26 protein-coding genes and 5 pseudogenes are annotated in these 26,008 nt (G+C 75.0%); 16 read left to right on the forward strand and 15 right to left on the reverse strand.

All coding sequences use genetic code 11. From position 1 onward, the window contains the following. The first annotated feature begins 57 nt into the window (after nucleotides 1-57). Nucleotides 58-456, forward strand: coding sequence for a DUF779 domain-containing protein (locus BJF77_RS03925; protein WP_187347248.1), 399 nt, complete (start codon nucleotides 58-60; stop codon nucleotides 454-456). Here BJF77_RS03925 and BJF77_RS03930 read toward each other — a convergent pair. The 5 genes and pseudogenes from BJF77_RS03930 to BJF77_RS03950 form a co-directional block, all read right to left on the reverse strand. Further along, complete coding sequence (locus BJF77_RS03930) at nucleotides 431-832, reverse strand: hypothetical protein (RefSeq protein WP_047802937.1); 402 nt, start codon at nucleotides 830-832, stop codon at nucleotides 431-433. The genes BJF77_RS03925 and BJF77_RS03930 overlap by 26 nt on opposite strands. Further along, nucleotides 822-1,792: pseudogene (locus BJF77_RS03935) on the reverse strand (cation diffusion facilitator family transporter). Before BJF77_RS03935 ends, BJF77_RS03930 begins: the two are co-directional and overlap by 11 nt. A gap of 67 nt (nucleotides 1,793-1,859) precedes the next feature. Continuing rightward, nucleotides 1,860-2,198 carry an acylphosphatase gene (locus BJF77_RS03940; protein ID WP_082157305.1) on the reverse strand — a complete coding sequence of 113 codons (339 nt, stop codon included), beginning with the start codon at nucleotides 2,196-2,198 and terminating at the stop codon, nucleotides 1,860-1,862. Beyond that, entirely contained in the window at nucleotides 2,195-2,677 is a 483-nt protein-coding gene (locus BJF77_RS03945) for a pyridoxamine 5'-phosphate oxidase family protein (RefSeq protein ID WP_047802939.1), read from the reverse strand. The genes BJF77_RS03940 and BJF77_RS03945 overlap by 4 nt, the downstream gene beginning before the upstream one ends. Before the next feature lie 216 nt (nucleotides 2,678-2,893). Further along, on the reverse strand, nucleotides 2,894-3,553 hold the full coding sequence (locus BJF77_RS03950; protein ID WP_047802940.1) for an SDR family oxidoreductase: 660 nt from the start codon (nucleotides 3,551-3,553) through the stop codon (nucleotides 2,894-2,896). A 178-nt stretch (nucleotides 3,554-3,731) separates the two neighbouring features. On the opposite strand from BJF77_RS03950, the gene BJF77_RS20440 reads away from it, so the two are divergent. Beyond that, nucleotides 3,732-3,899, forward strand: a complete 168-nt coding sequence (locus tag BJF77_RS20440) for a hypothetical protein (protein WP_156266881.1) — start codon at nucleotides 3,732-3,734, stop codon at nucleotides 3,897-3,899. A 54-nt stretch (nucleotides 3,900-3,953) separates the two neighbouring features. Here the strand turns inward: BJF77_RS20440 and BJF77_RS03955 are convergent, their stop codons facing one another. The 3 genes from BJF77_RS03955 to BJF77_RS03965 form a co-directional block, all read right to left on the reverse strand. Then, the gene (locus BJF77_RS03955; RefSeq protein WP_047802941.1) at nucleotides 3,954-4,286 is read right to left on the reverse strand and encodes a cupin; all 333 of its coding nucleotides are present in this window, start codon (nucleotides 4,284-4,286) and stop codon (nucleotides 3,954-3,956) included. A gap of 67 nt (nucleotides 4,287-4,353) precedes the next feature. Next, nucleotides 4,354-4,590 carry a hypothetical protein gene (locus BJF77_RS03960; protein WP_075871332.1) on the reverse strand — a complete coding sequence of 79 codons (237 nt, stop codon included), beginning with the start codon at nucleotides 4,588-4,590 and terminating at the stop codon, nucleotides 4,354-4,356. Nucleotides 4,591-4,683: 93 nt separating this feature from the next. Next, nucleotides 4,684-5,184: a pyridoxamine 5'-phosphate oxidase family protein gene (locus tag BJF77_RS03965; RefSeq protein ID WP_047802942.1), complete on the reverse strand. Its 501-nt coding sequence runs from the start codon at nucleotides 5,182-5,184 to the stop codon at nucleotides 4,684-4,686. Nucleotides 5,185-5,393: 209 nt separating this feature from the next. Between BJF77_RS03965 and BJF77_RS03970 the strand changes: the two genes are divergently transcribed. After that, on the forward strand, nucleotides 5,394-6,236 hold the full coding sequence (locus BJF77_RS03970) for an SDR family oxidoreductase (protein ID WP_075871350.1): 843 nt from the start codon (nucleotides 5,394-5,396) through the stop codon (nucleotides 6,234-6,236). Here BJF77_RS03970 and BJF77_RS03975 read toward each other — a convergent pair. The 3 genes from BJF77_RS03975 to BJF77_RS03985 form a co-directional block, all read right to left on the reverse strand. Continuing rightward, nucleotides 6,194-7,504, reverse strand: coding sequence for a cytochrome P450 (locus tag BJF77_RS03975; protein ID WP_075871333.1), 1,311 nt, complete (start codon nucleotides 7,502-7,504; stop codon nucleotides 6,194-6,196). The genes BJF77_RS03970 and BJF77_RS03975 overlap by 43 nt on opposite strands. Before the next feature lie 334 nt (nucleotides 7,505-7,838). Continuing rightward, nucleotides 7,839-8,324 (reverse strand): hypothetical protein, encoded by a 486-nt coding sequence (locus BJF77_RS03980; RefSeq protein WP_047802944.1) that lies wholly within the window; start codon nucleotides 8,322-8,324, stop codon nucleotides 7,839-7,841. A gap of 87 nt (nucleotides 8,325-8,411) precedes the next feature. Continuing rightward, nucleotides 8,412-9,398 carry a hypothetical protein gene (locus BJF77_RS03985; RefSeq protein ID WP_047802945.1) on the reverse strand — a complete coding sequence of 329 codons (987 nt, stop codon included), beginning with the start codon at nucleotides 9,396-9,398 and terminating at the stop codon, nucleotides 8,412-8,414. Between the two features lie 189 nt (nucleotides 9,399-9,587). Here BJF77_RS03985 and BJF77_RS03990 point away from each other — a divergent pair. From BJF77_RS03990 to nhaA, 4 genes and pseudogenes are all read left to right on the forward strand, one after another. Next, a pseudogene (locus BJF77_RS03990) lies at nucleotides 9,588-10,507 on the forward strand (ATP-binding cassette domain-containing protein). Further along, nucleotides 10,504-11,019: a hypothetical protein gene (locus BJF77_RS21375; protein ID WP_255396127.1), complete on the forward strand. Its 516-nt coding sequence runs from the start codon at nucleotides 10,504-10,506 to the stop codon at nucleotides 11,017-11,019. Before BJF77_RS03990 ends, BJF77_RS21375 begins: the two are co-directional and overlap by 4 nt. 29 nt (nucleotides 11,020-11,048) lie before the next feature. Beyond that, nucleotides 11,049-12,107 carry a hypothetical protein gene (locus tag BJF77_RS03995; protein ID WP_255396128.1) on the forward strand — a complete coding sequence of 353 codons (1,059 nt, stop codon included), beginning with the start codon at nucleotides 11,049-11,051 and terminating at the stop codon, nucleotides 12,105-12,107. 205 nt (nucleotides 12,108-12,312) lie between these two features. Continuing rightward, entirely contained in the window at nucleotides 12,313-13,737 is a 1,425-nt protein-coding gene (nhaA, locus tag BJF77_RS04000) for a Na+/H+ antiporter NhaA (protein WP_083664954.1), read from the forward strand. Nucleotides 13,738-13,823: 86 nt separating this feature from the next. Here the strand turns inward: nhaA and BJF77_RS04005 are convergent. Then, a pseudogene (locus BJF77_RS04005) lies at nucleotides 13,824-14,365 on the reverse strand (type 1 glutamine amidotransferase domain-containing protein). A gap of 411 nt (nucleotides 14,366-14,776) precedes the next feature. On the opposite strand from BJF77_RS04005, the pseudogene BJF77_RS04010 reads away from it, so the two are divergent. The 6 genes and pseudogenes from BJF77_RS04010 to BJF77_RS04030 all read left to right on the forward strand — a co-directional run. Further along, nucleotides 14,777-15,634 (forward strand): annotated as a pseudogene (locus BJF77_RS04010) (sulfite exporter TauE/SafE family protein); the annotation flags it as partial. A 133-nt stretch (nucleotides 15,635-15,767) separates the two neighbouring features. Then, a complete protein-coding gene (gene trxA, locus BJF77_RS04015) occupies nucleotides 15,768-16,166 on the forward strand; it encodes a thioredoxin (RefSeq protein ID WP_075871334.1) in 399 nt (132 codons plus the stop codon). 145 nt (nucleotides 16,167-16,311) lie between these two features. Continuing rightward, nucleotides 16,312-17,664, forward strand: a complete 1,353-nt coding sequence (locus tag BJF77_RS04020; RefSeq protein ID WP_075871335.1) for a rhodanese-like domain-containing protein — start codon at nucleotides 16,312-16,314, stop codon at nucleotides 17,662-17,664. A gap of 163 nt (nucleotides 17,665-17,827) precedes the next feature. Beyond that, nucleotides 17,828-18,523: a hypothetical protein gene (locus BJF77_RS04025; RefSeq protein ID WP_222844957.1), complete on the forward strand. Its 696-nt coding sequence runs from the start codon at nucleotides 17,828-17,830 to the stop codon at nucleotides 18,521-18,523. Further along, nucleotides 18,487-18,843 (forward strand): hypothetical protein, encoded by a 357-nt coding sequence (locus BJF77_RS20980; protein WP_222844958.1) that lies wholly within the window; start codon nucleotides 18,487-18,489, stop codon nucleotides 18,841-18,843. The genes BJF77_RS04025 and BJF77_RS20980 overlap by 37 nt, the downstream gene beginning before the upstream one ends. 4 nt (nucleotides 18,844-18,847) lie before the next feature. Beyond that, nucleotides 18,848-19,351, forward strand: a complete 504-nt coding sequence (locus tag BJF77_RS04030; RefSeq protein ID WP_075871336.1) for a metallophosphoesterase — start codon at nucleotides 18,848-18,850, stop codon at nucleotides 19,349-19,351. Nucleotides 19,352-19,387: 36 nt separating this feature from the next. On the opposite strand, the gene BJF77_RS04035 is transcribed toward BJF77_RS04030, so the two are convergent. Further along, nucleotides 19,388-19,957 carry a hypothetical protein gene (locus tag BJF77_RS04035; protein ID WP_047802953.1) on the reverse strand — a complete coding sequence of 190 codons (570 nt, stop codon included), beginning with the start codon at nucleotides 19,955-19,957 and terminating at the stop codon, nucleotides 19,388-19,390. A gap of 225 nt (nucleotides 19,958-20,182) precedes the next feature. Continuing rightward, nucleotides 20,183-20,479, reverse strand: coding sequence for a DUF1540 domain-containing protein (locus tag BJF77_RS04040; RefSeq protein WP_047802954.1), 297 nt, complete (start codon nucleotides 20,477-20,479; stop codon nucleotides 20,183-20,185). A gap of 266 nt (nucleotides 20,480-20,745) precedes the next feature. Between BJF77_RS04040 and BJF77_RS04045 the strand changes: the two genes are divergently transcribed. Beyond that, on the forward strand, nucleotides 20,746-21,528 hold the full coding sequence (locus tag BJF77_RS04045; protein ID WP_047802955.1) for a cyclase family protein: 783 nt from the start codon (nucleotides 20,746-20,748) through the stop codon (nucleotides 21,526-21,528). Further along, a complete protein-coding gene (locus BJF77_RS04050) occupies nucleotides 21,525-23,195 on the forward strand; it encodes a thiamine pyrophosphate-binding protein (RefSeq protein WP_075871337.1) in 1,671 nt (556 codons plus the stop codon). Before BJF77_RS04045 ends, BJF77_RS04050 begins: the two co-directional genes overlap by 4 nt. A 33-nt stretch (nucleotides 23,196-23,228) precedes the next feature. On the opposite strand, the pseudogene BJF77_RS04055 reads toward BJF77_RS04050, so the two are convergent. Further along, nucleotides 23,229-24,550 (reverse strand): annotated as a pseudogene (locus BJF77_RS04055) (hemolysin family protein). A gap of 129 nt (nucleotides 24,551-24,679) precedes the next feature. Between BJF77_RS04055 and BJF77_RS04060 the strand changes: the two are divergent. Further along, nucleotides 24,680-25,897 carry a glycerophosphodiester phosphodiesterase family protein gene (locus BJF77_RS04060; protein ID WP_255396129.1) on the forward strand — a complete coding sequence of 406 codons (1,218 nt, stop codon included), beginning with the start codon at nucleotides 24,680-24,682 and terminating at the stop codon, nucleotides 25,895-25,897. Nucleotides 25,898-26,008: the final 111 nt, after the last annotated feature.

The raw sequence follows: 26,008 nt of genomic DNA on the forward strand, positions 1-26,008 counted from the left end.
ACCGTGCCGGGCACCGCCGGGAGCGGCGCCGCGGACCGCTCCGCGGGCACCGCCGTCCTGGAGTCCTCCCCCGCCGTCGAGGGCGAGACCTTCTCCCGGGTGGCCCTGACCCCGGCCGCCGTGGAGCTGCTCGGGACGCTGCGGGAGCGGCACGGCCGGCTGATGTTCCACCAGTCGGGCGGGTGCTGCGACGGGTCGGCGCCCATGTGCTATCCGGCCGGGGACTTCCTCACCGGTCCGGCGGACGTGCTCCTGGGCGTCTTCCGGCTGCCCGGCGACCCGGCCACGGCCGAGCTGGAGTTCTGGATGTCCCGGGAGCAGTTCGAGTACTGGAAGCACACCCTGCTCACGGTGGACGTGGTGGTGGGGCGCGGCTCGGGCTTCTCGGTGGAGGCCCCGGAGGGCAAGCGGTTCCTCATCCGCTCCGCGCTCATGACCGACCCGGCCGCCCCCTGAGCCGGCCCTGCTCGTCGAAGGACGGGCCCCGGTCGTGGACCGGGAAGGTGGCGAAGGCCGGGACCTCGTAGGGGTGGGCCCCGGCCATCGCCCGCAGCACGCGCTCGCGCTCGGCCGCCGGGTAGAGGGTCTCGATCCGGACCTCGTCGACCTCCTCCGGCCGGCCGACCTCCCCGATCGCGGGGTCGGCCCCGGGCAGCGGCGTGAAGCGGCCGGTCCCCGGGCTGACGAAGGCCACGTGGGAGTAGTGACCGGCGCGGCCGGCCCCGGCGTCGCCGAGGGCCTGCAGGACCTGCTCCGCGTGCGTGGCGGGGACGTAGACGACCAGGCAGTGCTGCCCGGCGCCCGGGGGCTCGCTCGGGGGCTCAGGGGTCATGGGGTGCGCACACCTCCGGCTCGATGTGGTCGGCGGGTTCCAGCTGGATCGTGGAGTGCTGCACGGAGACCGGGAAGTGCTCGGCCACGCAGCGCTGGATCCGGCCCAGGGCCTCGGCCGACCCGCCCGCGTAGAAGTACTCCTCCTCGAGCACCACGTGGGCGGTGAGCACGGGCAGGTCCGAGGAGATCCGGGAGGCGTGCAGGTCGTGGACCTCCACCACGTGGGGCAGGCCGAGGATGTGCCCGCGGACGTCGGCGAGGTCCAGGCCGGGGGGCGCGCTCTCCAGCAGCACGGACAGGGACTCCGTGAGCAGCCGGATGGTGCGGGGCACGATGAGCAGCCCGATGAGCAGGGCCACGACGGCGTCCGCCTGAACCCAGCCGGTGAGCGTGATGACCACGGCCGCCACGATCACCGCCACGGAGCCCAGCGCGTCGTTGAGCACCTCGAGCATCGCCGCCCGCAGGTTGAGGTTGGAGCGGCGGCCCCCGAAGAGCACGACCATCGCCACGAGGTTGCCGACCAGCCCCAGCACGCCGAAGACGATCAGCTCGGCGGAGGCACCGGCTGCGGCTCGACGAAGCGGCGCACCCCCTCCACCAGCACGAACAGCCCCACGGCGAGCAGCACCCCCGCCTGCAGGGCCGCGGCCACGATCTCGGCGCGCCGCCAGCCCCACGTGCGCCGGGCGGTCGGCGGGCGCAGGCTCAGCTGCGCGGCAACCAGGGCGAGCAGCAGCCCCCCCGCGTCGGTGAGCACGTGCGCGGTGTCGAGGAGCAGGGCCAGGGACCCGGTCCAGAGCGCACCGGCGAGCTGGACGACGAACAGGGCGGCGGTGATGCCGAACGCGGTGGCGATCCGCCACCGGTCGGTGCCGGGCCCGGCGTGCGAGTGCCCGGGCCCGTGGTCGTGCCCGTCCGCCGCGCGCCCGCGGACTCCGGTGTGGTCGTGCACCATGCCTCCATCGTAGAACGGCGGGGGCGTGCCTTCGCCGCAGCGCGGCGGGGCCGGCGCACCGGCGGGCTCAGCCCGTGCCGAAGGCGCTGAACTCGCCGGTGGCCGGGCCGTAGTGCGAGTCCACCTTCATGACCGCGCCGGGCGCCTCGCGGCCGTGCAGGGCCTGGAGCAGGTCCCGCACGGCCCGCCGGGGACCCTCGGCGATGATGCCCACGGTGCCGTCGCTGTTGTTGACGGCCGAGCCGACCAGGCCCAGCTCCTCGGCCCGGTGCGCGGTCCACCAGCGGAAGCCGACGCCCTGCACGGCGCCGTGCACCACCGCGGTGAGCCGCAGCGGCTCGTCGAGGTCCAGCTCGTCCGGGTCCCGGCCCTCGGAGGCGCCCTGGTGGACCGGCGGCAGGCTCACAGGTCCACCACCGTGGACTCGCCGGGGTCAATCTGCTCGCCGGTGGCCCGGGCCTTCGCCCACCGCAGGGCGGTGGCAACCGTTCCCGGGCCGCGCCAGTGCTCCGCGGTCTCGGTGCGCACGCGCAGCACGACCAGGCCGGGGGTCGAGGGCCCGTCCGGGTAGTAGGCCCTCAGCGCGTCCGACCACAGCCCCTCGACCACCGCAGGGTCCTCGACCACCTCGGCGGCGCCGGAGATCGACACCCACTCGTGGTCGCCCACGAAGGCGACGTTGACGGCGTCGTTGGCCCGCACGTCCCGCACGGCGGAGGTGTCCCGGCTCGTGAAGAAGTCCAGGTCCTCCCCGGGGGCGACGTCGACCACGGTCATGGGCCGGCTGACGAGCTTGCCGGTGGGCTCCCGGGTGCCGAGCATGCCCACGCGGGTGCGGTTCACGAACTCGACGATGTGCTGGATGTCATCCTGGTGCGTGCTCATGAGCCCAGCGTAGGGAACGACCGTGCTCCGGGGCACGGCGGGGCGCGGGAATTCTTCGTGGGCGGAACCGTGTGTCGGCCGCCGGGCCGCCCGGGCGGCCCGGCTCGACGCCGCGGTGGGCGCCCGGGGGCGTCCCGGAGGGCCCGCGCGACGAGGGGCGGCGCCGGGACCCGTGCGGGCCCCTGCGCCGCCCCGGGTCCGGACGGGATCAGCCGCTCAGCCCACGACCTCGAGGGCGTCGGAGATCAGCGTGTCCCCGTCGGAGAAGTCGATCTTCTTGCCCACGGTGGAGGGGTCGTCCAGCACGGCCCCGACCACCAGCGCCACGTTGGCGCGGGAGGTCTTGCGCTCGCCGTCGCGCTCGCCCGTGGAGACGTCGATCTTGCCGCTGGCCTCGTCCTCGGTGAGGCCGCCCGGGCCCACGATGGTCCAGTTCAGCGCGGAGGCGCGCAGGTGGTCGTCGGCGTCGGCCTTGGCCTGGGCGTAGGCGTAGAAGGGGTCGTCCTCGGGGATGCCGTGATCCTGGCCGGCCCCGAAGTAGGAGACCATCACGAAGCGCTTGGCGCCCGCCACCTCGGCGGCGTCCATGGCGCGGATGGCCGCGTCGCGGTCCACGGCGTAGGTGCGCTCGGGGCTGCCGCCGCCGGCACCGGCGCTCCACACCACGGCGTCGTGGCCCTCGAGCAGGTCGGCGATCTGCGCGACCGAGAGCTGCTCCACGTCGGCGACCACGGGGCTCGCCCCCGTGTTCTCGACGTCGTCCGTGTGGTCCGGGTTGCGGAAGATGCTCGTGACGTCGTTGCCGCCGGTCTTGAGCAGCTGGGAGAGGATGAGTGCGACCTTGCCGTGGCCGCCGATGATGGCTACGTGGGACATGGGGGTGCTCCTAACAGTGGGGAGGGAGTGCGTCTTCCTCCCCGACGCTAGCCGTGTCCGGGCCACAGGGACACGGCTCACGCGCAGGGCGAAACCGGGAATGCGCGCAGGCCCCACCGCCGCGGGGTCCGGCTCGGGTAGCCTCGGTGCGGCCCTTGTTCCCGACCGAAGGCTCCCCGTGCTGATCTTCCAGGTCCTGCTCTCCACGATCGCCCTGGTCCTGCTGGTCGCCGCGCTGATCGACGGCGCGGCGACCCTCGCGCTCATCGCGGCGATGATGCTGATGATCGCGCTGTCCGGGGTGTTCATCGCCTACCGCAGGGAGAAGCAGCTGGGCCGCCGCTGAGCCGTCCCGGGGGCGCTCCGGGCGCTGGGCCGCGTGCCGGCGGTCCGGCCGCGGCTACTCGGCGGCGTCCTCGATGCCCGTCACCGCGGTGAGCAGGAGGACCGCGTCCTCCAGGGCCTCCACCGAGTGCCGCTCCACGGGCAGCACGTGCAGCTGCCCGGCCTCGAGCACCAGATCCTCGCCCGAGGTGACGCGGATGCGTCCGTGCAGGACCTGGAGGCTGCCGGCGTACGGGGCGTTGTGCTCGGCCAGCACCGTGCCCTCCTTCAGAGCCACCAGCGTCTGGCGGAGCACCCTCTGGTGCAGCAGGCGCTCCGAGCTGCGGCCGTGGCCGTTGTGGCGGGCCTCGTTGAGGTGCTGCAGGGCGATCTCGTTCAGGTGCCGCATGGTTCTCCTCCTAGGTGGGTGATCCGGTCGCCGTCGCCGCGGAACGAGGCATTGCGCCAGGCGGTGCTCACCGGGTTCTTCGACGCGCGGCGCAGCCACCCGGCCCCCGGCAGTGATTGTGGCCGGTCCCGGCGCGCGCGGGCGTGGCAGGCAGCCGGTCGAGGTCGAACTGCGGATCGGTCCGCGAGCGCGGCACCGTGCGGATGCCGGCGACGCGCTGCCCGCCGAACTCCCGCAGCAGCTCCCCGCGCTCCCCCGCGGAGCGGGTGGAGTGCCCCACGGTGTGGAGGGTGTGCGCTGCCATGCCCCCACCCTACTGACCGCCCCCACGGGAGCCCTCCGGGGCCGACACGGCCGGTTCCGCGGCCGCTGGGGCGGCTGCGGCCGCCGCGGGGTCTCACGGCTCGCCGGGCCCGGCCTCGGTCCAGCGGGCCGAGCCGCCCGGGGTCCGCCGGTCCACGGCCGCCGGGCTGTTCCACGCGGCCGGGTCCACCACCGGGAAGCGGCGCCCCGTCACGGCGTCCGGGACGATCCGCACGAACCGGTCCTTCATCCCGGCCTGCCACGGGAACAGCGGGAGCTCCAGCGCGGCCATGAGCGCGTGGCCCCGCCGCACCTCCTCGGCGGGGCCCTTGAGGACCACGCTCCACGCCGTGGAGGTCGCCGGGTCGTGCCCGTCGACCTCGAAGGCCACCGGAGCGGCGGCCATCGCGGCGGCCGTCTTCGTGCCCGCCGCGGAGCGCAGGACCACCGACTCCCCGTCCACGGCGTAGTTGACGGGGAAGATCTCGGGTGCCCCGTCCACCACCACGGCCAGCCGGCCGAGCCCGGCCGTGCTGAGCAGCTGCCAGCAGGCCCCGGCCGGGAGCTCCTCCACGTCCTTGCGGTACCACTCCATCACCGGCTCCTGCCTCTCGCGTCCCGCCACGGCGCCCGTCCAGCGGCGCCCGTCCAGCGGCGCCTCCCCCGCGGTGCCTTCCGCGGGGCGTGCCTGTGCCCAACCTATGCCGGGCCGGGCGCAGAGGGAACGGCATGACGCACCGGCCCGGCGGAACGGGCCGGCGGAACGGTCATGCCCAACGGGCGGGGAGTGCGAGAATGGCCGGCATGAGCGTGGTGATCGCGGGATGCGGAGACCTGGGCACGGAGATCGGGCTGCGGCTGGCCGACCAGGGGCACGAGGTGCTGGGGCTGCGCCGCCGGGCGGAGCTGGTGCCGCCGCCCCTGGCGGGGGTGCCCGTGGACCTGAGCGCGGAGGCGCCCGGGCTGCCGGGCGACGTGGAGCTGCTGGTCGTGGCCACGGCCGCGGACGGGCGCACCCCGGAGGCCTACCGCGCCGCCTACCTCGACGGGCAGCGCCACCTGTTCGACGGGCTGCGCACCGCCGGGGCGCTGCCCCGCCGCGCGCTGCTGATCTCCTCGACCGCCGTGTGCGGGGACGCCGACGGCGCCGAGGTCACCGAGGACGATCCCCCGGCCCCCGCGACCCCCACCGCGCAGATCCTGCTGGAGGCCGAGGAGCTGTTCCACGAGCAGTTCCCGCACGGCACCGTCCTGCGGCTGTCGGGGATCTACGGGCCGGGCCGGACCCGGCTGATCGACAAGGTGCGCTCCGGGGACACGGCGGCCGGGGCCGCCTGGACCAACCGGATCCACCGCGACGACGCCGCCGCGGCCGCCGTGCACCTGCTGACCATGGAGGCCCAGCCGCTGACGCTGTACCTGGGCACGGACGACGAGCCCGTGCCGGAGCGGGAGGTCCTGGAGTTCCTGGCCCAGGAGCTCGGCGCCCCGCTGCCCGAGGACGTGCCGGAGGCCGACGCGCCGCGGCGGGGCTCGAAGCGGCTGTCCAACGCCCGGCTGCGGGCGTCCGGGGTGCAGCTGCGCTATCCCACCTACCGGGAGGGCTACCGGGCGGTGCTCGCCGGGGAGGGTTCGCGCCATCCCTGACCGGCGCCCACCCGCAGCACCACGTCCCGCACCTCGTAGGCGGCGATGAGCTCCACCCAGGAGACCCGGGGCGGGTGCGCGAACTCCAGGGGCAGCCGCAGCAGCCGCTGCAGGAAGACGTCGGTCTCCTGGATCGCGATGAACCCGCCCGGGCAGCGGTGGGCGCCGTCGCCGAAGGACATCACCTCGGGGCGCACGCCCTTGGGCCGGGAGCGCTCCGGGCACAGCTGCCGGGCGTCCTCCCCCAGCTCCTGCGGGTCCGCGTTGGCCTGCCGGACGTAGAGGTCCAGCAGCGCCCCCGCCGGCACCTCGTGGCGCTCCTCGCCGTCCTCCAGGACCAGGTCCTGGGTGGTGCGGCGGTAGAGGTGGCCCACCACCGGCTCGAGGCGCAGGATCTCGTGCAGGATCCCGTGCCGGGCCGGCTCCTCGGCGGCGAGGTACTCCGCGCGGAGCCCGTCGTCCTCCAGCAGGTGCCAGGCCGCCACCGCGATGAACTCCCGGGTGGTGGCCATGCCCGCGGCGGCGTAGGTGAGGCACTCGACGAGGATCTCCCGGTCCGTGTAGCCCTGCTGGAGCAGGTGCGAGATCACGTCCTCCCGCGGCTGCCTCCGCCGCGCCCGGACGGCCGGGCGGACGTCCCGGAGCCGGAAGGCGCTCATCGCCCACACCGGCCGCACGGCGCCGACGACGGTGCCCAGCCGCCCCGGGAGCCGGCGCTGCGGGGCCCCGGAGGAGCCGGTGACGGGGCCGCTGAAGAAGCGCTCCAGGCGCCGGGACATCCCGTCGATGTCCGAGTTCGTCAGTCCCACGACCTGGGCGGCGACCTCCACCGAGTAGCGCAGCGTGACGGCGGAGAGCTCCGCCCCGCCGTCCTGTCGGATCCGCTCCACCAGTTCGTCGGCCCGCTCCTCCATCAGGTCCCGGTAGCGGCGGCGCACGGTGGCCGGGGTGAAGAACTTGGCGGTGGCGCTGCGCTGGCGCCGGTGCTCCGGGCCGTCCGCGTAGAGCACGGGCGGGTGGTCGCCGGTCAGGCCCTGCCGGGCGGTCTCGGCGCTGAACCCGGCCTGCACCGTGGCGTCGGCCTCCCGCAGCACCTGGCGCACCAGCGGCAGGGCGCGGACGTGCCAGACGCCGTCGCGCACCTCCACCCGGGGTGTGGTCCGCTCCCCGGGCGGCGCGGTCCGGCGCCGGTCACTGTGCGGATCGCCGTGCGAATCACCGGACGGATCACCGTGCGGGACGGGGCAGCGGGCGTCGTGGTCGCTCATGGAGCCATGCTACCGGCGGGTGTGACGCCGCACACGGAACGGCCGTGGTGGGTTCCGTGGAACACACCGTGCGCGTGGACGAGCACTACGCGCTGTGGGTCGAGAACGTCGGCCCAGCGGACGCGGTCCCCGGGCTGCTGGTCATGGGGGCCAACGCCTCGGCGACGGGCTGACCGCAAGGTCTCGTGGACCGGCCGGCCGACCAGTCCGGTCTGGACCGGGCCGAGGAGACCGTCGCGGCCGAGGACCGGTCGAGGTCCAGCGCCCGGCTCGCCTGCTCGCCGACCGGTTCGGCCGGCACCGGGTCCGGGCCCCTCCCGCCGCGGACACCGCCTCAGATGCGGTCGGCCCGGTCGTTCTCCACCTGGGCCAGACCCGGCAGGATCAGGGAGGAGGCCGGTCCGGCGAGCACCACCAGCAGCACCCGCAGCTCCGCCTCGGCGCGGTAGGCCCCCACGATGCGGTGGTTCGAGTCCAGGACCACGAGGTTGTCGTCGGCCCGGTAGACGGGCAGGGTCAGCACCACGGGCTCGTCGTCGTCCGCGAGCTCCTCACGGATCCCGTCGAGCTTGGCCTGCCGGTCCTCCGGCCAGCCGGTCCCGGCCGCCTGCTCGATGGTCAGCGGCCGGTGCTGGGGGTGCGACCACTCGCCGGGATTGCCCTCGGGGTCCACGTGCCACACGGTGTAGAGCGCGCCGATGTCCTCCCGGGACGAGAGCACCAGGTCCTCGACCCGGGCGTTCTCGTCGTCGAGCGCGTCCCAGTCGAGCCAGGTGCGGATGCTTTCCCCGAAGAGGGTCTTGAAGTCCGAAACGTCCATGCCGCCATCTCAGCAGACTCACGGTCCTGTTGCCATGTGCCGTGGCGTTCCGGGGACGGTCCCGTGGGGCGTGCGCGGGAGGGGACGTCAGGAGCCGGCGGCGCTGCGGCCGTTGCGCGGCACGTGCTCGCTCCGGACGTTGAACGCCGAGGCCGAGCGGTCGCCGGGCTCGAGCGGGAAGACCGTGTGGCCCTCGGTCCAGTGGTGCCGGGCGTAGTCGTGCAGCCGCTCCGCGAACGACCCCTCCCGCCACTCCAGGTAGGGCATGTCCTGGCTCGCGTCGAGGAGGTAGTAGCTGGTGAAGGCCCGCACGACCTCCGGCCTGGCGGGGACCTGCTCCGCGGCCGCGCCGGCCTCCGCTGCGGCGCCCTCCGCCGGGGCGGACTCCCCGAGGACCAGGAACATCGGCGCTCCCGGCGGACCGTCGTGGACCCGCACCGCCAGGCGCTCGGCGACCACGGGGTCGGTCTCCCCGAGCGCCCGGAGCTGGTGGACCAGGGTGTCGAAGCTGCGGCGCAGGTCCATCGGGGAGAGCCCGTAGTGGTGGCGAATCTCCCGCAGCCGGGCCGCGAGCGCCGGCGACCGCGGGTCCAGGACCAGCAGCCGCACCCGGACCCCGGCGCGGAGCGAGCGGTGGATGGCGTCGAGATCACCGGCCAGGGTCAGCGGGAAGGTGTCCATCCACCACAGCTCCTGGCCGGGGCGCACGCTCCGGAGCACGTCGACGACGTCGAGCTCCTCGCGGACCCCCACGAGGCCCAGCTGGTCGCCGCGGGGCACGGCCGGCTCGGCAGCCGGACGGGCCGGCGCCTCGGCGGGCACGGGGGCGGACCGGCGCGCCGGGGCGGCGGCGAGCAGCAGGCCCACCCCGCCCACGGTGAGCAGCACGATGCCGGCGTCCCGCAGGACCCCGGACCACGGCGCCCCGCCCAGCGAGGCGCCGACGACGAGCGCCGCGCCGAGCACGACCAGTGCCACCGGCACCGCGGCGGGCCGTTCCCGGGCCGCCGGTTCGGCGGCTCGCCGGGGCTCGGCCGTGGCCCGGTTCTGGGCGGCGCCTCGGATCTCCAGCACGGGGTTCCCCTTCCTCGGGCGGATCTGCTGACAGGTTCGCACGCGCCCTGACCAGCGCGTTAGCCCCGCCGCGTCCCGGGACGTTTGTGACAGGGGGCGGGCCGGGCGGCGCGTCCCTTGTCCGCCGCCCGGCCCGTGCCTAGCGTGGGACCGAGCCCGTCACCGGCACCGAGTCCGTCAGGAGAGCCCATGGAGACCCCGGTCATCGAGGCCCGCGGGCTCGTCAAGACCTTCGGCAGCACCACGGCCCTGGACGGCTTCGACCTGACCGTGGACGCGGGACAGGTCGCCGGCTTCCTGGGGCCCAACGGCTCCGGCAAGTCCACCGCGATCCGGGTGCTGCTGGGGCTGCTCCGGGCGGACGCCGGGACGGCGCGGGTGCTGGGCCAGGACGCCTGGGCCGACGCCGTGCGGATCCACCGCCGCACCGCCTACGTCCCGGGGACACCAGCCTGTGGCCGGGCCTCACCGGCGGCGAGATCATCGACCTGCTCACCGGCATCCGCGGCGGCCGCCGACGCCGGCGCCGCCGGGACGAGCTGGTCGAGCGCTTCGAGCTCGACCCCACGAAGAAGGCCCGCAGCTACTCCAAGGGCAACCGGCAGAAGGTGGCGCTGGTGGCGGCCCTGAGCGCCGAGGCGGAGCTCTACGTCCTGGACGAGCCGACCTCCGGTCTGGACCCGCTGATGGAGGCCGTGTTCACGGACGAGGTCCGCCGGCTGAGCGAGCAGGGCAGCACGGTGCTGCTCTCCAGCCACATCCTGGCCGAGGTCGAGAAGCTCTGCGACACCGTGACCATCATCCGGGCGGGCCGGGACGTGCAGAGCGGGACGCTGGCCCAGCTGCGCCACCTGACCCGCTCCTCCGTCACCGCGACCACGGCCGCGGACCCCGCCGGGCTGGCGGCGGTGGCCGGGGTCCACCACCTCGTGCACGAGGACGGCCGGCTGTCCTTCGACGTCGACGACGCACGGGCCGGCGAGGCCCTCCGGGTGCTGGCCGACCTGGGCGTGCAGAACCTCACCGTGGCCCCGCCCTCCCTGGAGGAGCTGTTCCTGCGGCACTACGGCGACCGGCTCGACGAGCACGGGGCCGGGGCGCCGCGATGAGGACCGCCGAGCCGTGGGCGGCCACCGACCGGCTGTTCCGGCTGAACCTGCGGCTGGACCGGGTGCGGATCCTCATCTGGGTGCTGGCCCTGGCCGGGACCGTCTGGGGGACCGTGCGCACCCTGGAGACGACCTTCCCGGACGACCAGGCCCGCCAGGCCAGGGCGGCGCTGCTGGAGAACCCCGCGGCGGTCATGATGACCGGCCCGGCCTTCGGCGCCGACGACTACACGCTGGGCGCCATGACGGTCAACGAGCTGAGCCTGTCGGTGCTCGTGGCGGCCGCCGTGATGAGCATCCTGCTCGCGAGCCGGCACGTGCGCGCGGAGGAGGAGTCCGGGCGCCTGGAGACCGTCCGCGCCCTGCCCGTGGGCCGTTTCGCCCCGCCGGCGGCCGCCCTCGGGGCGGTCGCCGTGGCGGACGCGGCGGTCGGCGCCGCGGTCGTGCTGGCGCTGACCGCCGCGGGGCTCGGCGGCCCCGACGCCGTGGCCTGGGGCTGGCGACGGCGCTGACCGGGCTGGTCTTCGGCGCGGTGGCCGCCGTGACCGCCCAGCTGACGGAGCACGCCCGGGCGGCGTCCGGCGCGGCCCTGGCCGTGCTGGGGGCGGCCTTCCTGGTGCGCGGGACCGGGGACGTGCTCGAACCGACCGGGTCCTGGCTGTCCTGGTTCTCCCCGCTCGCGTGGGCGCAGCAGACCCGGATGTACGTGGACCTGCGCTGGTGGCCGCTGGCGCTCTCCGCGGCGCTGACCCTGGTCCTCCTCGCGGCGGCCGTCGTGCTCGCCCAGCACCGGGACCTGGGCGCCGGCCTGCGGGCGGCCCGGCCCGGTCCCGCGGCGGCCCGCGGCTCCCTCCTCTCGGTGACGGGACTGGCCCACCGCCTGCTCCGCGGCGGGTTCCTCGGCTGGACGGCCGGGCTGGTGCTGTTCGGCCTGGCCTTCGGCACCCTGGCCGACTCCCTGGAGGACAGCATCGCGGACATCCCGGCGATCACCGACATGCTCGTGGTGGACCTCGACGCCCTCACCGAGTCCTTCGCCGCGGCGATGCTGTCCTATCTGGCGCTGGGCGTGGTCGCGTTCGCCGTCTCGGCCGTGCTCCGGCTGCGCGGCGAGGAGGAGGCCGGGCGCACCGGGCTGGTCCTCGCCGCCGGGGTGCCGCGGCTGCGCTGGTGGCTGGGCTGGCTGGCCGTCGTCGGGGTGCAGGCCCTCCTGGCGCTGCTGCTCTCGGGGGCCGCCCTGGGCGCGGGGGTCACCGCGACCACCGGCGAGACCTCCTGGACCGGCGAGCTGGCCGTCGGTGCGCTCGCCTACGCCCCGGCGGTCCTCGCCGTGGGCGGTCTCACGGCCGCCCTGGTGGGCATCGTGCCCCGGGCGGCGGGGTTGAGCTGGGCCGTGGTCGCGTACGTGGTGTTCGTGGCCTGGTTCGGCATGCTCCTGGACCTGCCCGAGTGGGCGATGAACCTCTCCCCGGTGCAGCTGACGCCGCTGCTGCCCTCCGAGGGCTGGGCGGCCGCTCCCCTGCTGGGGCTGTCCACCGCCGGGCTCGCGCTCGTGGCGGCCGCCGCCGCGGGCTTCCGGCGCCGGGACCTGATCGGCTGACCCGGGCGCGCCCGCCCGCGGTCCTCGGGCGGGCGGGACGCGGGGAGACGGCCGGGTGCGCGGCCCCTCGGCCGGTCGCGCGGGCGCCTCCGCGGGGCCGGCCCCGGATCGCGCACGCCACCGAGTTCCGTAGACTGAGCACCAGGTGAGCCGGGAAGTCTGGTCGGCATGAGCACATTCAGCGACCCCGGACGAAGGAGCCACCATGTCCAGCCACGACCCCACGGTCCGACCTGAGGACCACCCCGACCACCGCGCGCAGAACCACGGCAACGACACGCTGCGCCGGGGCAGCTACCGGGAGGCGCTGCGCGTCGGGGAGATCCTGCGCAAGGAGACCGTCGGCGGACTGCTGCTCGTGGCGGCAGCCCTCGTCGCGATCGTCTGGGCGAACTCCCCCTTCGCGGACAGCTACTTCGCCCTGCGCGACCTCGAGGTCGGCTACGAGCCCTGGCACCTGAAGCTCAGCCTCGGCACGTGGGCGGCCGACGGCCTGCTGGCGATCTTCTTCTTCCTGGTGGGCCTGGAGCTCAAGCGCGAGTTCGTGGCCGGTGACCTGCGCGAGTTCCGCAAGTCCGTGGTGCCGATCACGGCAGCGGTCGGCGGTGTCGTGGTGCCGGCCGCGATCTACGCCGCGATCAACCTCTCCGACCCCGAGACCTCCGGCGGCTGGGCCATTCCCACCGCCACCGACATCGCCTTCGCCGTGGCGGTGCTGGCCATCATCGGCTCGCACCTGCCCACCTCGCTGCGGCTGTTCCTGCTGACCCTCGCGGTGGTCGACGACCTGCTGGCCATCACGATCATCGCCGTCTTCTACTCGGAGGACGTCTCGGTCCAGCCGCTGCTGCTGGCCCTGATCCCGTTCGCGCTGTACCTGTTCCTGGCGCAGAGGTACCGGCGGTTCTTCGGCCTCAGGGCCCCGGCCGCCTGGCTGATCCTGCTGCCCCTCGGTGTCGTCGTCTGGGCGCTCGTGCACGAGGCCGGCATCCACGCCACCGTGGCCGGCGTCCTGCTGGGCTTCGCCGTTCCGGTGATCCGCAGCCAGGCCAGCGGCGGCCCCTCGGCCGGGCCGGGCCTGGCCGAGGTCTTCGAGCACCGCTTCCGCCCGCTCTCCGCCGGCTTCGCGGTGCCGGTGTTCGCCTTCTTCTCCGCCGGCGTGGCCGTGGGCGGCTGGGACGGCCTGACCTCCGCGCTCTCCGCGCCGGTGACGCTGGGCATCGTGGCCGGACTGGTGCTGGGCAAGCCGATCGGCATCGTGGGCGCCACGTGGCTGGTCACCAAGCTCACGCGCGCCCGGCTCGACCCCGCCTTCCAGTGGATCGACCTCGTGGGCGTCGCCCTGCTGGCCGGCATCGGCTTCACCGTCTCGCTGCTCATCGCGGAGCTGAGCTTCGACCCGGGGAGCCTGCCGGGCGACCAGGCCAAGGTGGCGATCCTCACCGCGTCCCTGCTGGCGGCCACGGTGGCCTCGGTGCTGCTGCGGGCCCGCAACAGGCGCTACCGCGAGATCGAGCGGCTGGAGTCGGTCGACGCCGACCACGACGGCATCCCCGACGTCTACGAGGAGGACGAGGCGCGGCAGGACGCCGCACAGGAGGGCGAGGTCCGGCCGGACGGCCGCCGCTGAGCCGCCGGGCCGCCGCGCCCGGTCCCCGCACGAGAGAGACCCCCGCCCGGGATCCCGGACGGGGGTCTCTCGCGTGCTCGGTGCCGTCAGCCCGCGAAGAGCTTCAGGGCCTCCCGGTTGAACGCCTCGAGGTCACCGGGGTTGCGGGAGGTCACGAGCCGGCCGTCGACGACGACCTCCTCGTCGACCCACTCCGCGCCGGCGTTCTTGAGGTCCGTGGCCAGGGAGTTGTAGGACGTGAGCCGCCGCCCCTGGGCGAGCCCCGCCTCGATGAGGATCCAGGGGGCGTGGCAGATGGCCGCGATCGGCTTGCCCGCGGCGTCGAACTCCTTGACCAGGCGCAGGGCGTCCTGGTCGACGCGCACGTTGTCGGCGTTGAGGGTGCCGCCGGGCAGGACCAGGGCGTCGAACTCCTCGGCCCTGGCGTCGGCCAGCGTGGCGTCGACGTCGTAGCTGCCGGCGTGGTCCCAGTCGCCCTGCATGGCGGTGATGCTGCCCTGCTCCGGGGACAGCAGCACGGGCGTGCCGCCGGCCTCCTGCACGGCCTTCCAGGCTCGGTGAGCTCGGGCTCCTCGACGCCGTTCGTGGCGATGAACGCGATCTTCTTGCCGGTGATGTCGGTGGTCATGCGCATACCTCCTGCTGGGTGGACGGACATGGACGGACGGACGCGGGCGGGTGGGCACGGACGCGCGGTCACTGGGAACCGCGGCACCGGCTGCCGTGCCGGTCCCGCCGCGGCCTGTCGCGCGACCGCTTCTCGCCGGTGCGTCCCACGGGTTGCGTCCCACGGATTGCGTCCCGCCCGGTCGTACCCGTCCACTCTCGCCGCAACGGCCCGGATCGGGAAGCCTGCCGGCGGCCCGTTCTCGCACGGCGATCATCCGGGCTCCTGGAATACCCCAGGGGGTACTTGCATACCCCCTGGGGTATCTGCCAGACTGGCGACGACCTCCTGAGCGGCACCCGGAGCCCCGGGGCCCGCCGCACGACCCGCGCCGGACGACAGGCGCCGGGCGAAGGCAAAGGACTACGACCCATGACTCTCACCCTCGTGCTGACCCTGCTGCTGGCGGTGCTGATCGGAATCTCGCTCGGACTGCTCGGCGGCGGCGGGTCCATCCTCACCGTGCCGATCCTCACCTACGTCACCGGCCTGGACCCCAAGGAGGCCATCGCGGCCTCGCTCTTCGTGGTCGGGGTGACCTCGGCCGTCGGCGCCGTCCACCACGCCCGCAACGGCCGCGTGAAGTGGCGCACCGGCCTGGTCTTCGGCGCCGCCGGCATGGCCGGAGCGTTCGCCGGCGGCCTGCTCGGCGGACGCATCCCCGGCGCCGTGCTGATGATCGCCTTCGCCCTGATGATGGTCGCGACCTCCCTGGCCATGCTCCGCGGTCGGAGGAACGGGCCCGCCGGCGCCCACGACGGCGAGCTGCCCGTCCTGAAGGTCGTCGCCGAGGGCCTGGTCGTGGGCCTGGTCACCGGCCTGGTGGGGGCCGGCGGCGGCTTCCTCGTCGTCCCGGCCCTGGCCCTGCTCGGCGGTCTGTCCATGCCCGTGGCCGTCGGCACCTCCCTGGTCGTCATCGCCATGAAGTCCTTCGCCGGCCTCGGCGGCTACCTCACCACGGTCTCCCTGGACTGGGGCCTGGTCGGGGCCGTGACCGTCGCCGCCGTCCTGGGCTCGTTCGCGGGCGCCCGGCTCGCCGGGCGCATCCCCGAGGCCGCCCTGCGGCAGGGCTTCGGCGTCTTCGTCCTGGCCATGGGCGTCCTCGTCCTGGTCCAGGAACTGCCCGGCGCCGCCGGGGCCGTCGTCGGGGTCACCGCCGCGGCGGCCGGCGTGGCGGCCGCGGTGTGCTGGTTCGCGGTGCCCCGGTGCCCGCTGCGCACCCCCTCACCGCCTGACCCGCGCCGCACCGCGCCCGGGCCGCGCCGCCCGGCCGCCCCCTGGCACCCCGGAGCACCGGCAACCCACCGAGCCCCCGACCACCGACATCCCACCGACAAGCCCGAGCACCGACAAGGAGAATCCCATGGCCACCATCGACCTCACCGAAGCCGACTTCGCCTCCACCATCAAGCAGCACGACATCGTCCTCGTGGACTTCTGGGCGTCCTGGTGCGGCCCGTGCCGCATGTTCGCCCCCACCTACGAGACCGCCTCGGCGAAGCACCCGGACGTGGTGTTCGCCAAGGTCGACACCGAGGCCGAGCAGCGCCTGTCCGCCGCCGCCGGCATCAGCTCCATCCCGACCCTGATGGCCTTCCGGGAGGGCGTGCTCGTCTTCTCCCAGCCCGGCGCGCTGCCGGCCGCCGGACTCGAGCAGGTCGTCACCGCGGTGCGGGACCTGGACATGACACAGGTCCACGCCCAGCTCGCCGCCCGGCGGTCCGCCGCCGGGACCACCGGCGGGCAGTCCGCGCGGGCCTGAGCCCGGCCGCACCGCCACCGGCCGGACCGGCATCCGGGCGCCACCCGGCCGCCGTCCGGGACGGCACCCGCACCGAGGCCGCGGCCGGCGCCGACACCGCGCAGGTGTCGGGCCCCGCGCCGCACGACACCAGGAGGAACGCACCATGGACATCACCGTCATCGACACCCCCCAGCTCGGCGACCGCAGCTACCTCGTGCACGACGGCACGGTCGCTCTCGTCGTCGACGCCCAGCGCGACATCGACCGGGTCGAGGCCGCGGCCGAGAAGGCCGGGGTACGGGTCACCCACGTGGCCGAGACGCACATCCACAACGACTACGTCACCGGCGGCTACGTCTACGCCCAGAAGCACGGGGCCGCGTACCTCGTGAACGCCGCCGACGACGTCTCCTTCGAGCGCACCCCGATCACCGACGGCGAGACCGTCCGGGTCGGGGGAATGACCGTCAAGGCCGTGGCCACCCCCGGGCACACCCACCACCACCTCTCCTTCGTGGTGGAGCACGGGGAGGAACAGGCCGTGTTCTCCGGCGGCAGCGTCCTCTACGGCTCCGTGGGCCGCACGGACCTGCTCGGCCGGGAGCACACGGTGGGCCTGGCCCACGACCAGTACGCCTCGGCACGGCGCCTGGCGCAGGAGGCCGGGGCGGAGGCCGCCCTGTACCCGACCCACGGATTCGGCTCCTTCTGCTCCTCCGGACCGGCCACCGGGGCCTCCGGGTCCACGATGGGCGAGCAGCTCGAGACGAACCACGTGTTCACCGATCCCGACGAGGAGCACTTCGTCACGGAGCTGATCGCCAATCTCACCGCGTACCCGAACTACTACGTGCACATGGGTCCGGCCAACGCCGCCGGACCCTCCGCCGCCGACCTGTCCGTGCCGGAGTCCCTGGCCCCGAAGGAGCTCCGGGCGCGCCTGGCGGCCGGCGAGTGGGTCGTGGACCTGCGCCACCGCGTGGCGTACTCCGCCGGCCATCTCAGGGGCACGGTCAGCTTCGAGTACGGCGACGGCTCCAGCTTCACCACCTTCCTGGGCTGGGTCTTCCCCTACGACCGGCAGCTGACCCTGGTGGGCTCCCGCGAGGACGTCGAGAACGCGATCCGCGACCTGTCCCGGATCGGCATCGACTCCCCCGACGCGGCGCTGGGCGAGGACCCGCGGCGGCTCGCCCCCGGGGCGGCCGTGTCCTCCTACCCGCGGGTGGGCTGGCAGGACGTGCTCGCCGACCGTCCGGCCGACGAGCCGATCCTGGACGTCCGCCGCGCGGACGAGTACCAGGACTCGCACATCCCGGGCGCAATCAACATCCCGCTGCACGAGCTGCTGCCCCGCCTGGGCGAGCTGCCCGCGGGGAGGCTGTGGGTGCACTGCGGCTCCGGCTACCGCTCCGGGGTGGCCGCCTCCCTGCTGGAGCGCGCCGGCAGGGACGCCGTGCACATCGACGCGATGTTCGACGAGGCCGAGCGGTCGGGCGTCCCGCTCGAGCGGTGACCGGGCCGGGGACCGGCGGCGGGCGCCAGGTCCCCGCGCCCTGCCCTCGGCCACCGGATCGAGCACCCGACGCCCACCGCCCCGTGAAAGGCCTCCCGAGAGCTCCACCCGCACCTCGCCCCCGTTCCGCTCCCCCCGCCCGTCCCGCGCCGGTCGGCGGGCCGTGCCGGCGATCGGCGCCGCCGTCGTCCTCCTGCACCTCATCGGCTGGGGCGCCCTGCTGGGCCTGGCAGCGGGCGCCGGGCCCGGCGGGGACGGGCTGCTCTTGGGGCTCGGCCTCAGCGCCTACGCCCTCGGGGTCCGGCACGCGTTCGACGCCGACCACATCGCCGCGATCGACAACGCCACCCGGGCCCTCATGGCCCGTGGCCGGGAGTCCGCGGCCACCGGCTTCTGGTTCGCGCTGGGCCACTCCTCCGTGGTCCTGCTGTCCGTGCTGCTGCTGGCGCTGGGCGTCGAGGTGTTCGCCGGCGGTCTCGCGGACGAGGGCTCCGGGCTGCGCCGGGCCGCGGGCCTCTGGGGCGGCACCGTGTCCGGGCTGTTCCTGCTCACCGCGGGGCTCCTCAACCTGGCCGTGCTGCTGCGCCTGCGCCGCGCCCACAGCTCGGCCCGGGCCGGCGCCCTGGGCCCCGCGGAGCTGGACGCCCACGTCGACGGGCGCGGGCTGCTGCACCGCCTGCTGCACCCCGTGACCCGCGTGGTCGACCGGCCGGCGCGGATGTACCCGGTCGGCCTCCTGTTCGGACTCGGCCTCGACACCGCCGCATCGATCGGCCTGTTCGTCGTGGCGGGCGGCTCGCCCCGGACCTGCCGTGGTACGCCGTGCTGGTGCTGCCGGTGCTCTTCACCGCGGGCATGACCCTGTTCGACAGCGCCGACGGCATCCTCATGCACCGGGTCTACGGGTGGGCCGGCGTGGACGCCCACCGCACGCTGGAGTACAACCTCACGGTCACCACCGTCTCGGTCGCCATCGCCTTCGTGATCGGCGGCACCGGCCTGCTGTCCGTGGCCGCGGAGCTCCTGCGGCCGGCGGGCGGCCCGCTGGCCGCGGTCGCCGCCGTGGATTTGAACGTCCTCGGCATCGGCGTGCTCGCGTTCTTCGTCCTCTCCTGGCTCGCGGCCCGCCTGGTGGAACGGGTGCGGCGCGACGGCGACCCGCTGCCCGTGCGAGGCTGAGCGCATGGTGAAACTCCTGCTGCTCGCCGACACGCACGTCCCCAAACGGGCCCGCGACCTGCCGGAGCCGGTGTGGCGGGCGGTGGACGAGGCCGACGTGGTCCTGCACGCGGGCGACTGGGTCGACCTCGCCACCTTCGAGCGGCTCCGGGAGCGGGCCGCGCGGCTGGTGGGAGTGTGGGGCAACAACGACGGCCCCGAGCTGCGCGAGCGGATGCCGGAGGTGGCCCGCGAGACGATCGAAGGCGTGCGCCTCGGCATGGTCCACGAGACCGGGGCCGCGGCCGGCCGGGAGGCCCGCATGGACCGGACCCATCCCGGTCTCGACGTCCTGGTCTTCGGCCACAGCCACATCCCGTGGGACAGCACGACCCCCCGAGGGATGCGGCTGCTCAACCCGGGCTCCCCCACCGACCGGCGGCGGCAGCCGTACTGCACCTACGTCACGGCCGTCGCCGCCGGTGGCCGGCTCACCGACGTGGAGCTCCTCCGCCTCCCGCGGCGCTGAGCCGGCGGACCGGACCGGCGGGAGCGGGACCGCCGGTCAGCGCAGGCCCCGCAGCCCGTAGTAGCGCCGGCCCACCACGGTCCCGTTGACCCGGATCGCGGCCCACACCAGCACCAGGAGCAGCGCCACGACCACGACGGGCGCCGGCACGAAGATCGCCCAGACCACCAGCGCCATGCCGGGCACGGCGAGCGCGATCGGCCAGGCGTACTGCACCATCTCCACCGCCATGTAGTCCTGCATCTCCCGCAGCACCGGGTCCTGCGGGATCGCACCCCGGCGCACCGACATCCGCAGTCCCTTGCTCGCCCGGGCGCGGGCGTCCATCAGGTCGTTGCGGGGGGCGTCGTCCGCGCGGACCAGGGACAGGACGACGCCGCTGAGCAGCAGGGCCGCGCCACCGGCCAGGAGCCCCCACTGCGCCGGGCCGAGCAGGCCGTCCGGACCGAGCAGCAGCGCCGCGGCGATGCCGCCCAGCAGGCCGACGACCAGGCTGAGCACGGCGGCCAGGACGATCCGCCGCGCCCAGATCGCATCGAGCTCCCCGAGCCGTGGGATCTGCACGTGCGGGTGGTCGGCTCCGCTGAGCCGGATCTCCTCGTCCATGGCCGTACCGTCCTCTCGTCGTCGGTGGTCTCCGTTCGGACACCTCCATTGTCCCCCGCCGGGCGCACCGGGGCCTGCCCCTGAGCGCCCGGCGTCCGGGGCGGCACCGTCCCCGGGCACCGACGCGAGGCCGCCCCGGGGCGCGGAACGCCACGGCCCGGGGACGGCGCCACCCCCTGGTCCGGCAGGCTGCCGGGACCAGGGGGTGGCGTCGGGCGGACGGGCTCAGGCGGCCTGGTAGGTGAGGCAGTCGGCCTCGTCCGCACCCGCCCCGATCTTCACGTCGTGGGCGGTGCACATCAGGTGGGAGTTGTGCACGCACTCGGCCCGCTGGCAGGCGCCGACCTCGGCGTGGACGGTGGGCAGACCGCCCTCCTTGCCCAGCGGGATGAAGGTCCCGCAGTGGGCGTGGCCGGAGGACCCGGCGACGGTGATGGCGTGGGCGGTGCACTCGTGGTCGTGGTTGTAGGAGCACTGCCCCACGCTGCAGTCGGAGACGGGAACGAACTCGGTGGTGGCCATGGCTGATCCTCCTGGGGATGTCCACGAGACCGGGCCGGCGGCGGCGGCCTCTTCGTCCTTCCAGGATGCGCCGCATCGGCGGCCATGGATAGCACAACTTTTCGTGCCCGATTCCCGGCCGGCCCGGAGCAGGTGCCCGGGCCGGGTGCCCGGGCCGGCCCGGGCGGGGCACAATGGCGGGGACCGCACCATGGCGAGGGCACCGGGCCCGCGACGGAGGCCACGGGCGCAGAGGGCCCCCGCTGGGGGCGGAGGAGGACCGTCCCATGCACGTCCTGACCGAACTGGGCGCGGCGCTGGCCGCCGGGACGGTGGAGGTCGTCGACCTCACCACGCCGCTGACGCCGGAGACGCCGATCCTGCAGCTGCCCGCGCCCTTCGCCAACACGGTGGGCCTGTCCATGACCCCCGTGAGCGCCTTCGACGACGCCGGGCCGGGCTGGGCGTGGAACGACCTGCGGCTGGGCGAGCACGCCGGCACGCACCTGGACGCCCCCGTCCACTGGATCACGGGCCGGCACGGGAAGTCGGTGGACCGGATCGAGCCGGCCCGGCTCGTCGGGCCCGCCGCGGTGGTGGACTTCACCGCGGAGGCCGAGGCGGACGCCGACGCCCTGCTCGAGCCCGAGCACCTGGAGCGGTGGGAGGCCGAGCACGGGCGGTTCCCGCGGAACTGCTGGGTGCTGCTGCGCACCGGCTGGTCCGCGCGCGGGGAGGACCCCACGCGGTTCCTCAACGCCGACGAGCACGGCCTGCACGCGCCGGGGCCCTCCGTGGCGGCCGCGCAGTGGCTGGCCGCGCACCCGCACGTCAGCGGGTTCGGAGTGGAGACCGTCGGCATCGACGCCGGCGTCGCGGGCGGGTTCGACCCGCCCTTCCCCGCCCACCACCACCTGCTCGGCGCCGACAAGTACGGGCTGACGTCGTTGCGCGGCCTCGACCGGCTGCCGGTCCTCGGCGCCCAGCTGGTCGTGGCCCCGCTGCCGGTGGTGGGCGGCACCGGCAGCCCCGCCCGGGTGCTCGCCCTCGTCGAGCGGGCCGGGGCGTGACCGGCACCGTCGCCCAGCTCGTGGGCCGCACGCTCGCCGAGCTGGGGGCCGGACACGTCTTCGGCGTGGTCGGCAGCGGCAACTTCCACCTGACCAACGCGCTGATCGCGGCGGGCGTGCCGTTCACCGCGGCCCGGCACGAGGGCGGGGCCGCGACCATGGCCGACGCCTGGGCCCGCACCAGCGGGCGCGTCGCGGTGCTGAGCACCCACCAGGGCTGCGGGCTGACCAACGCGGTGACCGGGATCGGGGAGGCCGCCAAGTCCCGCACGCCGCTGGTCGTGCTCACCGCCGACGCCCAGGCCTCGGCCGTGCACTCGAACTTCCGGGTCGACCAGGACGGCCTCGCCCGGTCCGTGGGCGCGGTGGCCGAACGGGTGCACTCCCCCGCGAGCGCCGTGGCCGACGTCGTCCGGGCCTTCCGCCGCGCCCGCAACGACCGCCGCACCGTGGTGCTCAGCGTGCCCCTCGACGTCCAGGCCGCCGCCGCGCCGGAGACCTCCGAGGTCCCCGTGCTCCCGCCCGCCCCGCGGGTGCGCCCGCACGGCGACGACGCCGGCCGGCTCGCCGCGCTGCTGGCCGCCGCCCGGCGGCCGGTGTTCGTGGCCGGCCGCGGGGCGCGCGGGGCGCGGGCCGAGCTGGCCGCCCTGGCCGAGCGCACGGGCGCGCTGCTGGCGACCTCCGCGGTGGCCAGGGGCCTGTTCGCCGGCGAGGAGTTCGACCTCGGCATCTCCGGCGGCTTCTCCACGCCGCTGGCCGCGGAGCTGATCGGCGCGGCCGACCTCGTGGTGGGCTGGGGCTGCGCCCTGAACATGTGGACCACCCGGCACGGACGGCTGCTCGGCCCGCAGGCCGCCGTGGTGCAGGTCGACCTCGAGGAGACCGCGCTGGGAGCGCACCGGCCCGTGGACCGCCCGCTGGAGCTCGGGGTCGTGGGCGAGTGCGGGCAGACCGCCCGCGACGTCCTGGCCGCGCTGGAGGGCGCGCCCGCGGCGTCGTCGTCCTGGCGCACCCCGGAGCTGGCGGCACGGATCGCCCGGGAGGGGCGCTGGCGGGACGTGCCGTTCGAGGACCTCTCCACGGGCGAGCGGATCGACCCGCGGGTGCTCTCCCGCGAGCTGGACGCGCTGCTGCCCGCCGAGCGGGTCGTGGCGGTCGACAGCGGCAACTTCATGGGCTACCCCAGCCAGTACCTCTCCGTGCCGGACGAGCGCGGGTTCTGCTTCACCCAGGCCTTCCAGTCGGTGGGCCTGGGCCTGGCCACCGCGATCGGCGCGGCCCTGGCGCAGCCGCACCGGCTGCCCGTGCTGGGCACCGGGGACGGCGGCTTCCTCATGGGCGTCGCGGAGCTCGAGACGGCGGTGCGGCTGGGCCTGCCGCTGGTCTGCGTGGTCTACGACGACGCCGCCTACGGCGCGGAGGTGCACCACTTCTCCGGTCCGGGCGCCGGTGACGTCCCGCTGGACACGGTCGTGTTCCCCGACGTGGACATCGCCGCGGTCGGCCGCGGATTCGGCGCCGAGGGCGTGGTGGTGCGCACGGTCGAGGACCTCGCCGCCGTGCGCGCCTGGGCGGACGGGCCCCGGGACCGCCCGCTGGTGATCGACGCGAAGATCGCCTCCGACGGCGGGGCGTGGTGGCTGGCCGAGGCCTTCCGGGGGCACTGAGCCCACCGGGTCCGCGCCGGGCGCGGGCCCCGGTCAGGACGGCCCGTCGTCCGGCAGCCGGGTGATCCGGACCCGCTCCACCCGGCTGCGGTCCACGGCCAGGACCTCGAGCCGGCACCCGTCCACCTGCACGGCGTCGCCCGGGCGCGCCACCCGGCCCAGCCGGTCCATGACGAACCCGCCCACGGTCTCGTAGTGCCCCTCCGGGATGGTGAGTCCCGTCTCCTCCGGCACCTCCTGGATGATGAGCCCGCCGTCGACCAGCACGGCCTCGCCCGAGCGCAGCACCGTGTCCTCGTGCTCCCGGACCCCGGCGTCGAACTCGTCGTAGATCTCTCCCACGAGCTCCTCGACCAGGTCCTCCAGGGTCACGATGCCCGCGGTGCCGCCGTACTCGTCGACCACGAGACCGATGTGCTGCCCGTTCTTGCGCATCGCCTGGAGGGTGCGCAGCACGTGGTTGGTCTCCGGCAGGAAGGGGATGGGCCGCACCACGTCCCGCAGGGTGCGGGGCGGGGCCTCGATCACGCCGTCACCGTCGGCGTCGGCCTGCACGAGGTCGCGGATGTGCACGAAGCCGAGCACGTCGTCCACGGTGGCGCCCGTGACCGGGTAGCGGGAGTGCGGCAGGCCCAGCGCCGTGCGGTACGCCTCGGTGATGGACAGGGTGCCGTCGAGGAACTGCACGTCGGGGCGGGGCCGCATGACCTCGGCCAGGCGCCGCTCCCCGGCCTCGAAGACGTCCGTGAGGATCGAGCGGGAGACGGGCCCGATCCCCCGGGTGTCCACCACCAGGTCGCGGATCTCCTCCGCCGAGACCTCCTCCCCGACGGCGTGGGGGTCCCCGCCGACCAGCCGCACCACGAGGTTCGTGGACGCCGAGAGCAGCCAGATGACCGGGCGCATCAGCTTGGCGAACAGGTTCAGCGGCGGGGCCAGCAGCTGGGTGAAGCCACCGAGCGCTGCATGGCCAGGCGCTTGGGCACGAGCTCCCCGAAGACCAGGGACAGGTAGGCGATCACCAGGGTCATCCCGATCAGCGCGGTGGTCCGGGCGGCGGACTCAGAGAGCCCGGCCCGCTCGATCAGCGGGGCGAGGTCCGGGGCGATGGTGGAGGCGCCGTAGGCCGAGGAGAAGAACCCGGCCACCGTCACGCCGATCTGCACCGCCGAGAGGAACAGGTTGGGGTTGCGCACGAGCGCCGCGGTCCGGGCGCCCTTGCGCCCGGAGCGCTCGATCCGGCGGATCTGGCTCTCGCGCAGGCTCACGATCGCCATCTCGGTGCCGGCGAAGACACCCCCGACCACCACGAACAGCAGGACCAGCAGCAGGTTGACCAGGGTGTCGGAGTCCATGCCGCCCACGGTACCGGCCGGTCCCGGGACGCCAGGAGATCACCGGCGCTTCACCTCGCGTCGGCCACGCCGTCACCCGGCCCGGCTGGACTGGCGGGGCACCGTCCCCGAGCTCGAAGGAGCACCCCCGTGTCCGATCCCCTCGTTCCCGTCCTGCGCGCCGTGACCGCCGGAGCCCTCGGCGCGGCGACCGTGCTGACCGTCGCGGCGCCGGCCGTCGCGGCCCCCGCCGACGCCGACCGCCCGCTCGTGATCGGCCACCGCGGCGCCGCCGGCACCGCGCCCGTGAACACGGTCTCCGCGTTCAAGGACGCCCGCGCCGCCGGCGTGGACTACCTCGAGATCGACGTGCAGCTCAGCGCCGACGGCGTGCCGTTCCTCTTCCACGACGACACCCCGGCGCGCACCACGGACGTGGCGGAGGTCTTCCCGGGCCGGGAGAACGACCCGGTCACCTCCTTCACCTGGGCGGAGCTGCAGCAGCTCGACGCCGGGTCCTACTTCGGCCCGCGGTTCGCCGGCGAGCGGATCCCCCACCTCGACGACGCCGCGAAGGTCGCCACGGTCAACACCGGGGTCTACATCGAGATCAAGTCGCCGCGGAACTCCCCGGGCATCGAACAGGTCGTCGCCGACGCCCTGGCGCAGGACAAGGACTGGTCGAAGCTGCTGGCGGCCGGCAAGGTCACCGTGATCGGCTTCGACGAGGCCTCCAACCGCACCTTCGCCGGTCTCGCGCCCGAGGTCCCCCTCCAGCAGCTGACCGGGTCCGTGCCCGACGCGGCCACGATCCAGCGCTGGGCGGGTTTCGTGGACTCGGTCGGCACCAACTACCGCGCCCTGGACGCGGAGGACGTCGCGCGCGTCGACGCCGCCGGCCTGGACCTGGGCGTGTACACCGTCAACTCCCCGGAGGCCGTCCAGCACGTGCTCGAGCTCGGGGTGGACATGGTCACCGGCGACTTCCCGATCCAGACCGACCGCCTCCTCGACGGCCTGGACCCCTACCCGGGCGACCACGGCGTGGAGATCTCCGGCGCCGTCAACGACGTGCCCGGCGACGACGTCCAGTTCGGGACCGGTGAGCACGTGGTGCTCACCAACACCGGCCCCCGCACCGTGGACGTGAGCGGCTGGATCCTGCGCGACGCGGCGAACAACGTCCTGTCCGTGGGCGCCGGCTACGAGCTGGCCCCGGGCGAGCAGCTGCGGGTGTACACCGGCCCCGGCACCGACACCGACGACGCCTCCTACAACGGCCGCTCCGCCTCCGTGCTCAACAACGGCGGCGACTCCGTGGCCCTGTGGACCGACGAGGACCGGCTGCAGGACGTCTTCGCGAACTGAGCCGCCCCGGTCCGGGGGCCGTCCCGGACCGCGGGTCCTCCGCTGACCGCGGGTCTTCCCCGGACGGCGGGCGCGCACTACGGTGGAGCGCACGCTGTCGAGGGAGACCCG

This window comes from Kocuria sp. CNJ-770 (assembly GCF_001942375.1).
Lineage (GTDB): Bacteria > Actinomycetota > Actinomycetes > Actinomycetales > Micrococcaceae > Kocuria > Kocuria oceani.